This is a genomic window from Acidicapsa borealis, assembly GCF_059115245.1.
On the sequence record NZ_JCACNY010000001.1, the window covers coordinates 2250447 to 2264775 of the forward strand.

Sequence of the window (14329 nt, forward strand, 5' to 3'; positions counted from 1 at the left end):
TTACTCCACCAGCGCATCCGCCAGCGATAGCGCCTCATCCAGCGCGCCGATACCTTCGTCCAGCTCAGCCTCGCTCACAATCAGCGGCGGCGCAATCACAAAGTGGCTCACCCACGCCTGCTGCGCAACGCCCATGCCCATCATCTTCGCAGCAATCTGATCCACCACCAGCGGCTTGCCCTCAACCTTGTCGCGCATGGTGTTGAACGGCTCTTTCGTCTCGCGATTCTTGACTAACTCAACCGCCCAGAAAAGGCCCATCCCGCGCACATCGCCGACCGAAGGATGCTTCTCCTTCAGTGCCTCCAACTTTGCCTGGACATAAGGCGCCAGCGAAGCAGCCCGCTCCACAAGCCCCAGCCGCTGCATCTCTTCAATCGTCGCCACCGCCGGCCCGGTCGTCATCGGATGCGCCTCATACGTATGCCCATGCGCAAAGTAGTTCTCTTCAAAGTAATCCGCAATCGCCTTCGTCGTAGCGCAAAGCCCTAGCGGCACATACGCCGAAGTGATCCCCTTCGCAGTCACAAGAATGTCCGGCTTCACACCCCAGTTATCCACGCAGAACCACTTGCCCGTGCGCCCCCAACCAGTCATTACTTCATCGGCAATCATCAGCACGCCATACTTCTCGCAGATAGCCTTCAGCCGAGGCATGTATTCCTTCGGCGGCACCAGTACACCATTGGTCCCAACAATCGGCTCAACAATCACCGCAGCCACATCGCTCTCATTGCGAATCATGTGCTCGATGTAGTCCGCACAGGCAACATTGCAACTCGGATAGGTATGCCCGATGGGACACTTGTAACAGTTCGTCTCGGGCGCAAAGATATGCCCGGCAGCCTTGCCGCTAGGCTCCATCGCCCAGCGCCGCGGATCGCCCGTCGAGGAGATCGAAGAAGTAGTCGAGCCATGATAGCTGCGATACCGCGAGATGATCTTCGTCTTGCCCGTATACATCCGCGCAATCTTGAAAGCGGCCTCATTCGCCTCCGTCCCCGAAGTAGCAAAGAAGAACTTCTCCAGCCCCTCCGGCAACACTTCCAGCAGCTTCTGGCTCAGCTTCGCCCGCGCCGTCGTCGCATATCCCGGTGCGACATAAGGCAACTCCCGCGCCTGGTCCGCAATCGCCTCAATCACCCGAGGATTCTTGTGCCCAAGGTTCACGCACATGAGCTGCGAAGAGAAATCAAGATACCGCTTGCCCGCCGCATCGATGAAGTAGCACCCCTCAGCATCCACTACATGCAGCGGCTTCCACGTCTTCTGGATGCGCCACGTGCCAAAGTTATTAGCCCGCGTAATGCTGACAACTTCTTCCGACGTAAGCGTTCCCAACTCGGCAATCTCGCTCATAGCGCAACTCTCCTCGTTCAATGTTCCAAACATCCTAACACCGCACTCAGAAAATTGAACTGGACACAGTGTCCAACTCGCTGTAAAGGTTAGACAAACCATTCTTGAGCTTCAAGTCGAGACTTCGATTTATGATCAGACGACTTCTCTTAGTCGGTTTGGCAATAGTGATGACGCTTCCGGCCAAAGCAGACGAACCCTGCATGGTGATGCACGGTCGCGCTCACTTCTATGGCGGAGATGGCCAGCTTCGCATCTGGCACGTCGGAACACATCATGAGTACGAACCCGATCCATCTTCCGACGAGAAGGTTATCGCTTGGTTAGAAGCTGGCGTGAAAGATGCGGACAAGGAGAAGTACGCCGTCCCTGCCTCTATGGTCTATCTGTATGGTGACTTTCTTGTTTGTCCTGTCGAGCCCTTCAAAAAAGGGGCAGTGCAGTTGGCACGCATCGAATGGGTAAAGCACAGGCGCTACACTCGCGTGCAGTAGCCTGAAAATATCCCGTATGCCAGCCAATATTGAACAAATGAAGAAAACGGGAGTTTTGTATAAAGCCTGCGATGGCGATTGGACTCAAGGAAGGTTTGAGCCTCCTGCTTTGTCGATGATGTCGTAGATCGGTTTGTTGTCAGCGTAGACGCGCCATTCCTGCACCAGATCTTTGTCTACCTTCACCAGCCACGCTGCCGGTGTGCGCCATTTGTTTTCAGCCGGCATCTTGCCGCCCGCTGCAATGGTGCCGCCTGCTGAACCGAAAACGGCAACCTTGTCGCCATCTGAAAATATCTCGTCGTGCGAAACCCAATAGTCCGGACAAAATGCGTAATAGCCTCGCCAGGCATTGCGAATCTTCTCCCGGCCCCGGATTGAATTTCCCAGGGAGTCGGCGAAAAGATGATCCTCCGTAACCAGCTCTGCGAGTTTGTCAGCATTTCGCTGGTTGATTCGATCCATGAATTGCAGGACAACTTCAATCGAACCCACGAGCCGTGTCCTCCTGATTTAGCCTCCTAAAAAGATACCCCACCTTGGAACGCGCCGTCGACGCATTCAAGGTGGGGTTCAAGGCAGTTTTGCTGAAATGGAGCCGATTGCTACGCGCTATATAGCAAAATCCCATCCGTCTTCTCTTCCGTCTCGGTAGCCATGTTCGCGGAGACAGTCACTTTAGCATCGCGGCATGGCGACCTGCGCTCCGGATGTCACGAACCGAGAAGCCGATTGGGGTCTGGAAGAGCGCCGGGTTAGGATCACCAAGTGACAAGTCGGATACGTAAACGACTTGTTTGCCGGCAACAGGGTCGTCACGAAGGATTTTGAGATTTGTCTGTAGCTTCTCGTTGAACCAAAATTCGCGAGTCTCGACAAGCTCGCGATCGTTCCCGTTAGCGCCGGGTCGAGTAGTGGTGATCTCACGGATGTGGTTCACGTCCATGCCCTCGACCCTGTCTGCTCCCAGGTTCTCGCGTGTCCGAAACCGTGCGCCGGAATCAAGCGAACCGATGGCGGCCAGTGCGGGTACGGGTGGCGCCGCGTAGTCAGAGAGGTTGCAAACAAAGGTGCGGGCGTAGCAGGTCATCTTCGTACGAGCGACCGGATCGGAAATGGAGATATAAGTGATGGGCGAGTGTTCGTCGATGTCGCCGGATACAAAGCGATGATGCTCGCGGTAGATGCGGCCCTGGCTGTCGCGAGCCAGAGTGGCCTTGAGATGCTTCGTAATGCTGGAACCGTTAGAGGTCGTTCGCGTCCACTCGATGTTGTCGACGCCGGAAAACGGTTGACCGCTGATGGGCAAGATCGAGATGCCCGGCACAGTCGTGTTTGAGGTTCCATCGGGTCCGCGCTCAGATTGTTGAGCAAACAGCGGAGCGATAAGGAGAATGGCTGCTGCAAGAGAAATTGCTGCGATGCGAGTCATGGGCTTACTCCCAAAATACTACGAACCCGCGATAGTGTATGACTCTAACGGCAAACCAAAAGAACAATGGCAGAAATTAGGCAAAACAAATGGCCCCGGCATGATCGCCGGGGCCTTCATTTGGTTCGGACCAGACTTTAAGCGCTGTAAAGCAAAATCCCATCCGTCTTCTCTTCCGTCTCAGTAGCCATATTGGACACCGAGCGATAGAAGAGTTGATTGTTGAGAATGTAGACCTCCAGGAACGCAGGCCGGTCCATAATCTTGCCACCGATCAGCGCTTCCGACAGCGGATCTTCGATGTAGCGCTGTAGAGCACGGCGCAACGGTCGTGCACCGTAACTGCGGTCGCCCAGCGTCTTGTCCAGAATCCACTTCTTCGCATCCCCATCGACAGAAATCGTAATCGACTTCTGCGCCAGATTCGCGTTGAGCTGAGCCACCAGCAGATCGACAATCTGGATAAGATCGGCATCCGACAGCGACTGGAACAGGATCACTTCATCGATACGATTCAGGAACTCAGGATTAAAGGTACGCTTGACCTCGCCCTTCACCAGTTCCTCAATCTTCTCCATCACCAGGTCTTCGCGATCGCTCGAGAAGCCGAGGCCCTTGTTCTTCTGCAAGTGCCGCGCGCCAATGTTCGACGTCATGATGATGATCGTGTTCTTGAAGTCAACCGTGTTGCCCAGCCCATCCGTCAACTGCCCATCTTCAAACACTTGCAAGAGCAAGTTGAAGACATCCGGATGCGCCTTCTCCACTTCGTCCAGCAGCACCACAGAGTAGGGCGAACGCTTCACGCGCTCCGTCAGCTGACCGCCTTCCTCGTAGCCCACATAACCCGGAGGCGAACCAATCAGCTTCGACACCGAGTGCTTCTCCATAAACTCCGACATATCGAAGCGGATCAGCGCCTTCTCGCTGCCAAACAGGAACTGCGCCAGCGTCCTCGCAACCTCCGTCTTGCCCACACCCGTAGGTCCCAGGAACAGGAAGCTGCCAATCGGCCGCGCCGGAGACTTCAGCCCAGCCCGCGAGCGGCGAATCGCCCGCGCCAGCGCCGAAATCGCCTTGTCCTGCGAAATCACACGCCGGTGCAGCTCTTCCTCCACGCGCAACAGCTTCTGCGTCTCTTCTTCCTTGATCGAAGTAATCGGCACGCCAGTCCAGCGGCTGACCACATCCTCAATGTCCTCGCGCCCGACAATCCCCGCAGCCGAATCATCCAGATGATACTTCTCGCGCAGCGTGCGAAGATTCTCGCGCTCCTTGCGCTCCTCATCCGAATAGAACCGCGCCTTTTCAAACTCATGATTGGCAATCGCAGAATCCATGCGATGCACAATGAACTTGATCCGCTTCTGTACCTCAGTGATCTCTTCCGGCAGGGAAGTCTGGCGCAGCTTCACGCGAGCCCCCGCCTCATCGATCAGATCGATAGCCTTGTCCGGCAGAAACCGGTCCGGAATATACCGGTTCGAATGCGACACAGCAAACTCAATCGCAGCGTCCGTGTAGCTCACCGCATGAAATTTCTCATAGCGATCCTTGATGCCCATGATGATCCGAATCGCGTCTACCTCGTTCGGCGGCGGCACCTTCACAGCCTGGAAGCGCCGTTCCAGCGAACGATCCTTCTCAATCGACTTGCGGAACTCCGCCGGCGTCGTAGCGCCAATGCACTGAATCTCGCCACGCGATAGAGCCGGCTTCAGGATGTTGGCTGCGTCGAGCGAACCCTCAGCAGAACCAGCACCCACCAGCGTATGCAGCTCGTCGATGAACACGATGGAGTTCTGATTCTCCATCAGCTCCTTCATGATCGTCTTCAGCCGCTCTTCAAACTGTCCGCGATACTTCGTGCCCGCCACGATCAGCGAAAGATCCAGCGCCAGCACCCGCTTGTCCGCCAGGAAGCTCGGCACTTCGCCATCAGCAATGCGCTGCGCCAGCCCTTCGACAATGGCCGTCTTGCCCACACCAGGCTCGCCAATCAGCACAGGATTGTTCTTCGTGCGACGGCAGAGTATCTGGATCACCCGCTCCAGCTCGCCATCGCGACCCACCAGCGGATCAAGCTGATTGTCCATCGCAGACTGCGTCAAGTCGCGGCTGAACTCCGCCAGCAAGCTCGACTCCCGCTGCCGTGCCTGCGTCGGAGCCTTCTCCTGCGTCACCCGCGCCAGTTCCTCGCGAATCGCCGCCAGCTTCAGCCCTCGCTCCTGCAAAATCTCCGCGGCAAAGCACTTCTCCTCGCGCAACAGCCCAAGCAGTAGATGCTCCGTGCCAATATGCTTGTGCCCCAGCCGCTCCGCCTCTTCCGCGGCATAGGCCAGCACGCGCTTGCATTCATTCGAGAGCGGCAGATCGACCGAAGTCGAAACCTTCTCCCGAATCGTCGTATGCGCCTCGATCTGCTTCCGTATCGACTCAACCGAAGCATGCGAGCGCAGGAACCGGTTGGTCAATGCCTTGTCTTCACGCAACAGGCCAAGCAGCAGGTGTTCAGTCTCGATATAAGGCGAACCGAACTGGCTGGCCTCATACCGTGCAAAGAAGATAACGCGTCGCGCCTTCTCCGTATAGCGTTCGAACATGGTGCTCCTTTTCTGTGACTATCGGCTGCGGTGGCTATTCATCCAGAGAACGAATTCCCGGAAGGAACAGATTGGGGGTTTACCGCGAATTGTGTTGAGTAACGAACGCACTGTCCTTGGTGGAATTGCCTCAGGCGACAGGTTCGAGCCTGCCACCCACTAATCGTAGAGTCCGGGTACATCGCCCGGCCAGTTCCAGGTTGTGCGTTACCAGCACGGAGGTAAGACCGTGCACCGCGTGCAGCCGTTCAATCAAACCAAACACCAGATCCGCCGACGCACCATCCAGATCGCCCGTCGGCTCATCCGCCAGCAACAACTGCGGCTTTGTCACCAGCGCCCGTGCCAGAGCCACGCGCTGCTGCTCACCACCGCTCAGCTCACCGGGACGATGTGCCGCCCGGTCCGCCAAACCGACTTCCCCGAGCCAAGCCGCCGCTTCCTGCATCGCCTCGCGCCGGGCAATTCCGGAATTGCCTCCCCGCGCCAGCAACGGCATCGCCACGTTTTCCTGCGCCGTAAACTCGGGCAGCAGGTAATGAAACTGCCAGACGTACCCAACCTTCTCATTGCGGAAGCGCGAAGCCTCCCGCACGCTCAGTTTTGTCACCTGAGTGGAGGCGCAGTATATCGTTCCCGCCGAAGGCGCATCAAGAGCCCCCAGCATGTGCAAAAGTGTGCTTTTACCGCTTCCCGACTGGCCAACAATCGCCACCAGCTCGCCGCGCTTTACTTCCAGATCAAGCCCGTTGAAGAGATGCAGTGCGCCGCGCCCGGACTTCGAGTTGCCCGCATATTCCTTGAAAAGCCCGCTAACCCGCAGCAACGGCTCAATTTGGCTGGAATCCGGTCCGGTTCCATACCCCACCGGCTCAAGCACAGGAGCGCCTACACTGCTCCCATACGAACCCGAGGTGGAGAAGGATTGTTTCATTCCTATGACTCATATCCTAACGCGGCAAAGTGGGAAGAACGCCAGCAACAGCGCAAAGATAAAGTGCTACTTTCGTTGGATGCACAACAGCCTCATTTGGAAGCAGAACCGCCACCGGCAGCCTCTCCCCAATCCCTACAAATCCGAGCACTTCCGCCAGCACCATCACAAACCACCGGGCGGAAGGGACGAAATCCGGGTGCCCCACCTTCACCGCGCAGTCGGGGTCCCCAACGACAGGTCTTCGTCGTTGGGGTGACTCGTGGTTAAGGTGGGAGTGACAAAAGGCAGGGAGTCGCTGCCGTTGTCCTTGCTTTTGCAATTGCCCTGGCATTTTTGGTTTGTCATTCCCGAAGGGAATCTGCTGTTGCATTTGCTCTTGCCGTTGCACTATCAACAAATCAAAAGATGCTGTCATCCTGAGCGAAGCGTAGCGAAGTCGAAGGACCTGCGGTTGAAGTTGTCTTTGCCGTTGCTCTGGCTTTTCTTCCTGTCATTCGACTCAGCAGAATCTGCTTGTCTACACCTATCAAGAGGAAATGGTCACGCTTCCTTCATCTACGGACCGAACAATATCGACCAAACGCCTACTCCCACTAACCATAGACCGCTCAGTGCGATGATCCACCCGCAGAATCGAACGAGTCCTATGGCGGCTTCCGGAGCGTTTCGAAGAGATCTAGCAAACGACACTTGCTTCGGGAAACATATACACAAAATCCCAACCACAATTACAATCGCGCCTTGGACGATATTTCCCGCGAGACCATTTTCGACCATTGAAGCCATCCAACCACCCTAAAAGTCTTGTGCCGGGACCATTTTGAAATTCCTCGAGCAGAGCGAAGCAGTCAGTAAACGTTGAATGCTATACCCTGGCGTCCCAGCCGCCCAATCCGCCCCTTCGGCCCAACCACAAACGGCAACGAAAGCGCATTCCAGTTCCCATCATCCAGCGGCTCCCAGGTCTTCCCATCATCCCGGCTGATATCCGAACCATTCGTCCCGGCAGCAATCCAAGCCTTGAGCTCCCCACTCCAAGCCACGGAAGAGCGATACCCATGCGGCGGCTTTATCGCCGTAGCCCATGTCTTGCCATCGTCACTCGAATAAGCGGCTGTTCCGGTGCTGTCGTTTGGTTTGGCATAGTCTCCGCCGACGGCAAGCCAATGGCCGGAGGCATTCGTATTTAAAGAAAAAATCCCTGCAGAGTCTCTCCGAGGAAACATTGGCATTGCGACCGCAATCCATTTGACCTGCGTGCAATCCTCGCAATGAAAGAAGATCCGAGCTCCCGACTGACCGCCTGAACCAAATGCTTCGACATCATCGACAGCAGCCCAGTAAAGAGCAGAATTACTAGCGGCGAATGCGCCTTCCTTTTCTTGATTCTCCAAGCCCGGCTCGTGAAGGTGCTTCCAAGTTTTTCCATCATCATCAGAACCGAACGTGGTGAAATGACCGTCGACTGGATCGCCGATTATCAGGTAAGGCTCTTGTGCGTTAAAAGCATCCCAAAATCCATCCTTGTCAGGGTTCTTGAAGAGAAGCGTCCAACTGACGCACCCATCGGTCGTCTTATAGAGCCTGCTCTTCTCCCCCGGCCCGCTCGCCATCACAACCGCCGTCTTGTCATCCCAAGCCTGCACCCCACGAAAATCGAGCGTAGCCCCATCCTTGTCGCCATCCGGCACAGCGCACTTCGCCCAATGCTCCCCGCCATCCACGGTACGAAGCACCGTCCCGCCAGTCCCGCTCGCCCAGGCGATCTTCCCATCCACCGAATAAATCCCACGCAACCCGGCAGTCGTGCCGGAATCCTGCATCACCCAAGGCGAAGCAGCCTTACTCGCCGCAGCCTGAGCAGCAACCGGGAACAGCCGGTCATCCTTCCCCCGAACCCCAGGATGCCGCAGCGAATACCCAAACAGCCCCAGCGCCGGCACAGAAAGCACCGCAATAGCAGCCCAACTCAATTTCCGTCGAAGTAGAGAATCCATTGCAGCGAGTATAGGACAACCCGCACAGGCCCAATCATCTCAGCCCACCAAAATGACCGGATCGCGCAAACCGAAACCGATTGTCCCGAAAGGGAGTAGGGAGGGAGCAGTAGCCTTCAGGCCTGTGGCCTTTTCGTCGTCCACGCCGTCAAAACAGAAGCGCGAACCTGCATCGCGTCCGTCCGTAATGCGGTCAACTCGCCCAGTTGCATAGCCCCATGCGTTTCCGCATAGTCACACATTTCCATCACGAGGCGGGCATGGTGAAACTGAGCCCACGCACCCGCGTCGGTCCTGATCTGTTGGGTGATGTCATCCCAGCTCTGGCGATTGCGCCTCCGGCAGTAGCGGCCGTATTGCGTCAAATACGCAACCACGATACACACCACCCCGAACTGAACAAGAGGGAACACCGCTCAAGTGAATCATCTTTCGCACCGTTTCGGTATACCACTGTCGAGTTATGCCAAACTAACTACCCCAAAAAAACTTCGCATTGAGTTGCGTGTTATTGATTGAAAAAAGCGCATAATGATTCCAAGCATAATCTCACACCAAGCTTTTCCTCGATTGTTGTCATTCCCGAAGGGAATCTGCTGTTCAACGTTTTGCGGAATGCACTCATTGAGTGCACAAAAGAGCATCAAACGCGCCACAAAACAAGCAATAAGCCAATTGGAATGAATGCGATACAAGCAAAACAGGGATACCCCCACCCCCCAAGGTGAAAATATCCCTGTTTCGCTGAAAGAAGAGAACGAAGCCCTAGACCTTCGACTGGAAGAACTCCAGCGAAAGCTTCAGCCCCTCACGCAGGCTGATCTTCGGCTCCCAATCCAGAATCCTCTTAGCCTTCGAAATATCCGGCTTGCGGCGCGTAGGATCGTCCTGCGGCAGCGGCTCAAAGACCAGTTCGCTCTTCGAACCAGTAACCTCAAGCACAGCTTCAGCGCATTCCAGAATGGTGAACTCAACCGGATTGCCAATGTTCGTCGGCATATGCTCGTCTGACCGCGAAAGCCGCAGAATGCCTTCGATCAGATCCGCAACAAAGCAGAAGCTGCGCGTCTGCTGGCCATCGCCATAAACGGTCAGCCGCTCGTTCCGCAGAGCCTGCATCATGAAGTTCGAAATCACACGTCCATCGCTCGGATGCAGCCGCGGACCGTAAGTGTTGAAAATCCGCACTAGGTGCGTATTCACGCCCTTGTAGCGGTGATAAGCCATCGTCAGCGACTCGGCATAGCGCTTGGCCTCGTCATACACCGAACGCGGCCCAACCGGATTCACGTTGCCCCAGTAGCTCTCCGTCTGAGGATGCTCCAGCGGATCGCCGTAGCACTCCGAAGTCGAAGCATGCAGGAAAGCAGCGTCATACTTGTGCGCAATCTCCAGAGTGTTCTCCGTCCCAACGGAGCCAACGCGCAGCGTCTCAATCGCCAGCTTCAAGTACTCCGGCGGGCTCGCCGGCGAAGCCATGTTGTACACAGCATCCACCTTGCCTGGATCGAAAGGCTGGCAAATGTCGAGTTGCTCAAACGCAAAGCGCGACTCATTCTTGAGGTGGGCTATGTTGCCCAGATCGCCGGTCGAGAGATTGTCCACGCCGATCACAGAGTGGCCTTCGCCAATCAGGCGGTCCGTAAGGTGGGAGCCGAGAAATCCGGCAGCGCCGGTTACAAGTACGCGCATAGGCGAAGTAGTCAAAGGGGAACGCTCCGAAAGTGTGGTCAGAGTTGCAGAAGTCTAGTCGTAGTATGACAGGGCCGGAAAAGCAGGTAAGAAATAAAAGGCCGGGAAGGGAACTTCCCGGCCTGCATCATGACTACGAAAGCACCAGCTTGCGCGGCTTGCCCTGCTGCGCCGTGTAGGCTGCGGGACGGCCTACGCTGACGTAGGTGAAGCCCTGCTCCTGCATGTAGGCAGGCTTGTACATGTTGCGGCCATCGATGATGATCGGGAACTTGAGCGCCTGGTTGAGTTTCGGCAGATCCAGCTTGCCGAACTCCTTCCAGTCGGTCAGGATCAGTAGTGCGTCCGCGCCTTCTGCAGCCTCGTACGCGCTTGAAGCGTACTTCATGCTGTTGGAAGCAGGCAGCACGCCTTTGGCCTTCTCGATCGCGGCTGGATCGTACGCCGTGATCGTAACGCCCGCATCGATCAGCTTGCGAATGATCTCGATCGCGGGAGAGTCACGAATGTCGTCCGTATCTCCCTTGAAGGCGAGACCGAGAGCAGCCAGCTTCTTGCCGCGCAGCGTCCAGAGCGCCGTGCGCACCTTGTTGAAGAAGATATCCTGCTGGGTCGCATTGACCTTCTTTACTTCTTCCAGGATCTGGAAGTCGACGCCCTGCTGCTGCGCCACGTAATAGAAGGCCGCCACGTCCTTGGGGAAGCAGGAGCCGCCATACCCAAGGCCAGCGCGCAGGAACTTCGGTCCAATACGCGAGTCAAGGCCCATGCCGGCAGCGATATCTTCAATGTCCGCATCGACGGATTCAGCAAGGTTGGCAACTGCGTTGATGAAGGAGATTTTGAGCGCCAGGAAGGCGTTCGAAGCGTGCTTGATAATCTCCGAGCTTTGCGCAGAGGTCACCAGCAGCTTCGCCGGATTCTCAGCGCTCAGCATGCCCGGCAGAGCATCCTTGGCCGAGTAGTAGCTGCCATCGGTCAATGGAGCATAAATGCGGCGCAGGACTTCGGCAGCCCGCTCATTATTGGCTCCCACCACGATGCGATCAGGATGCAGGAAGTCTTCAATCGCTGTTCCCTCCCGCAGGAACTCGGGATTCGACACGACGTCAAAATTCTGTGGAGGAACACCGTGACGGTGCATCACGCGGCTGATCCACTCGTTCGTATAAACAGGGACAGTGCTCTTCTCTACGATGACCTTATAGGAGTTCACAGCGCGGGCAATTTCGCTGACCACCGCTTCCACATACGATAGATCGGCGGAGCCGGTCGAACCCTGAGGCGTGCCTACGGCGATAAAAACCGCTTCGCACTGCTCGACACCATAAGCCAGATCAGTCGTGAACTCAACACCACGGTTCAGGTGCTTGGCCAGCATGTCCTCGAGGTGCTCTTCGTAGATCGGCACCCCGCCTTCGTTCAACATCTTTACTTTAGCTTCATTGTTATCGACGCAGATGACGCGGTGGCCGATCTCAGCAAAGCATACAGCGGCGACCAGTCCAACGTACCCTGATCCGAGAACACAGATAGACACTTGCTTCGACATGCGTAGGACTCTCCTTGGCGGTAAACGGCGGCATATTCCGGAGCCGGAAAGGCGGAGTTCGCCTGCGGCGGTTAGGGGTGGCAGGGCGCTTTGACGGCGGTTGCGGGGGAGGCTGGAGCGGTCTCTGGCCAGCGGCATTCCCGTCGCGGTCAATACAAGCCTGATTCAAGCTTGCTACAAGCCTGAAGTCTTCCCTGGAGCAAAGATGGTCAGCGCGCGAGAGCTGCTGGTGAAGGCTTCAGCTTCGCCGGTCACTCTCAGGGTAACTGGAATTCCCGGTTTGGAGCAATGTTTTCAATGATCCGGGAGTAACCTGCGGCCTAAAGAAATATCATATAGTGGTATTCGATATCATTTGTTGACAAGTCCGGTTGGCGCAAAATCGCTGCACATCATCGTTTTTAATGAGTTTCTTATGTTTGCCGTGGCGCCCGATTTTCATGCTGCAAGAAAGTTCGTTTGCTAGAGTGAGGTAATCGTTACGTTTTTTACGCAATCGAGAGTGAAGGTTTATGAGCGGAACTTCTGAATTGGAAATTTTGGCGCCATTCCGGCTGGAGCCACTGTTTGTCGAGCGGATCTGGGGAACCCCAGACCTGCGCCCGTGGTACGACCACGTAACAACCGGTAACGCCGCGCCCATCGGCGAAGTCTGGCTCACCGGCGATGCTTCGCGTGTTGCGACAGGGGATTCCAAGGGCAAGACACTGGCCGAAATCTTCGCCTCGCATGCTGAGGCGATGCTGGGGCCGACAGCGGCAAAGCGCATGGAGGGCCAGTCGCCCCTGTTGCTGAAGGTGATTTTTGCCAAGGACAAGCTCAGTGTGCAGGTGCATCCGGACGACAAACTTGCCCAGAAGTACGGCGAACCGCGCGGCAAGACCGAGTGCTGGTATGCCCTTACGGCTGAGCCCGGAGCCGAAGTGGCCGCAGGACTGTTGCCTGGCGTCACCCTCGAGGATGTTGAACGTGGCGTGGCCGATGGGACGCTCGAAGAAAGCCTCGAAGTTGTTCCCGTTGCCGCAGGGGATATGGTGTTTGTGGATGCAGGAACGGTGCATGCGATCTGGCCGGGTTCCGTCCTGCTGGAAACCCAGCAGAACTGCGATCTCACCTACCGCCTTTACGACTACGGCCGTCCCCGAGAACTGCATGTAGCCAAGGCGATCGAGGCGATTCGCCTGCAGACGGGTGCAGGGAAAGTGCCGCCCGAGGTGCTTAGCGACAGGACCGTTCTGGTGGATCGCGCCTATTTCTGTGTCGAGGAGATCAAGGTTGACGGCAAGCGAAGCGGTCCGTCGATGCTGTCGGACGACGAGACCGGACCCGGCTTGACCTATCTTTTCGCAGCAGAAGGCGCGGGAGTCGTGACTTCGGCAGCCGAGGGAGAATTTGGTCCGGTTGATCTGCCCAGCCGGGGAATCGTCGCGGTGCCGGCCTCCTCGCCGGAATGGCAGATCGAGGACCTCGGCGGTCTGAAGCTGATTCGTATCACCCCGCGATGGCCAGAGGAAGTTGCCTAATGGCGGATTGGCGGGACAGCGTTGTGGCGTATATCCGTGCCGAAGCTGCACCAGCGGATAAATTTGGCCATCAGCCGCGGCTGTATGAATTGGCCCGCCAGATCGCCGAAGGACAAGGGTGCGACGACGATGTGCTGTTCGCCTCGGCCTGGATGCATGACCTGGGCGTGTTTTTGGGGCATCGCCCCGCCGATCCGGAAGCGCTGGCGAAGTGGGATCACGTCCCGTACACGATTGGCAAGAGCAGGGAACTGTTGATGAAGTGGGGTTTTCCGGCGGAAAAGCTGGATGTCGTGGCGGAAGCGATCCGGACACACCAGCCCAAGGATCAGGCGGTGATTCCCGAGGCCGTCGTGCTTCGGGATGCCGACATCCTGGAGCAACTGGGTTCCGTCGGGGCGCTGCGGGCTCTGGTCAAAGTTGGCCGGGATACGCGCTACCGGAGCTATTCCGACGTAATTCCTGTCCTGGAACAAGCTGTTGAGGATCTTCCTGGGAAGCTGAGTCTACCGCGGGCCAGGGCGCTCGCAGGTCCGCGGGTCGAAGCCCTGCGACGTCTTTTGACTGCCATCCATGAGGAAGCGGGAGAGTTGTTGTACTAAAAATCTGAGCCTGGGAACAGCACCAGGAGGACAGCAACCCGATTTGGGACTATGCCTGTCTGATTGAGCAGAAGTGGGCACGTTGATCGATTGGGTGTGTGTAGCTTGTTTAATTGCAAGTCTTTGCAATTTCTTTGC

12 protein-coding genes are annotated in these 14329 nt (G+C 56.6%); 3 read left to right on the forward strand and 9 right to left on the reverse strand.

What is annotated here, in order from left to right; all coding sequences use genetic code 11:
• Positions 1-1359 (reverse strand): aminotransferase family protein, encoded by a 1359-nt coding sequence (locus AC5S27_RS09320; RefSeq protein ID WP_493934293.1) that lies wholly within the window; start codon positions 1357-1359, stop codon positions 1-3.
• Positions 1360-1490: 131 nt separating this feature from the next.
• Here AC5S27_RS09320 and AC5S27_RS09325 point away from each other — a divergent pair, with 131 nt between their 5' ends.
• Positions 1491-1853 (forward strand): hypothetical protein, encoded by a 363-nt coding sequence (locus AC5S27_RS09325; protein WP_493934294.1) that lies wholly within the window; start codon positions 1491-1493, stop codon positions 1851-1853.
• Between the two features lie 84 nt (positions 1854-1937).
• Here AC5S27_RS09325 and AC5S27_RS09330 read toward each other — a convergent pair whose 3' ends face one another.
• From AC5S27_RS09330 to AC5S27_RS09365, 8 genes are all read right to left on the reverse strand, one after another.
• Positions 1938-2348: a nuclear transport factor 2 family protein gene (locus tag AC5S27_RS09330; protein ID WP_493934295.1), complete on the reverse strand. Its 411-nt coding sequence runs from the start codon at positions 2346-2348 to the stop codon at positions 1938-1940.
• Between the two features lie 178 nt (positions 2349-2526).
• Positions 2527-3285 (reverse strand): hypothetical protein, encoded by a 759-nt coding sequence (locus AC5S27_RS09335; RefSeq protein ID WP_493934296.1) that lies wholly within the window; start codon positions 3283-3285, stop codon positions 2527-2529.
• Positions 3286-3422: 137 nt separating this feature from the next.
• Complete coding sequence (locus AC5S27_RS09340) at positions 3423-5888, reverse strand: ATP-dependent Clp protease ATP-binding subunit (protein ID WP_493934297.1); 2466 nt, start codon at positions 5886-5888, stop codon at positions 3423-3425.
• Positions 5889-6018: 130 nt separating this feature from the next.
• Positions 6019-6822, reverse strand: a complete 804-nt coding sequence (locus AC5S27_RS09345) for an ABC transporter ATP-binding protein (RefSeq protein ID WP_493934298.1) — start codon at positions 6820-6822, stop codon at positions 6019-6021.
• A gap of 851 nt (positions 6823-7673) precedes the next feature.
• Positions 7674-8798, reverse strand: coding sequence for a hypothetical protein (locus tag AC5S27_RS09350; RefSeq protein WP_493934299.1), 1125 nt, complete (start codon positions 8796-8798; stop codon positions 7674-7676).
• A 140-nt stretch (positions 8799-8938) separates the two neighbouring features.
• Positions 8939-9235, reverse strand: coding sequence for a hypothetical protein (locus tag AC5S27_RS09355; RefSeq protein WP_493934300.1), 297 nt, complete (start codon positions 9233-9235; stop codon positions 8939-8941).
• Between the two features lie 352 nt (positions 9236-9587).
• Entirely contained in the window at positions 9588-10514 is a 927-nt protein-coding gene (locus AC5S27_RS09360; protein WP_493937293.1) for a UDP-glucuronic acid decarboxylase family protein, read from the reverse strand.
• Between the two features lie 133 nt (positions 10515-10647).
• A complete protein-coding gene (locus tag AC5S27_RS09365; protein WP_493934301.1) occupies positions 10648-12066 on the reverse strand; it encodes a UDP-glucose dehydrogenase family protein in 1419 nt (472 codons plus the stop codon).
• Between the two features lie 512 nt (positions 12067-12578).
• Between AC5S27_RS09365 and AC5S27_RS09370 the strand changes: the two genes are divergently transcribed.
• Positions 12579-13589, forward strand: a complete 1011-nt coding sequence (locus AC5S27_RS09370; RefSeq protein ID WP_493934302.1) for a type I phosphomannose isomerase catalytic subunit — start codon at positions 12579-12581, stop codon at positions 13587-13589.
• Positions 13589-14191, forward strand: coding sequence for an HD domain-containing protein (locus AC5S27_RS09375; RefSeq protein ID WP_493934303.1), 603 nt, complete (start codon positions 13589-13591; stop codon positions 14189-14191). The genes AC5S27_RS09370 and AC5S27_RS09375 overlap by 1 nt, the downstream gene beginning before the upstream one ends.
• The last annotated feature ends 138 nt before the right edge of the window (positions 14192-14329 follow it).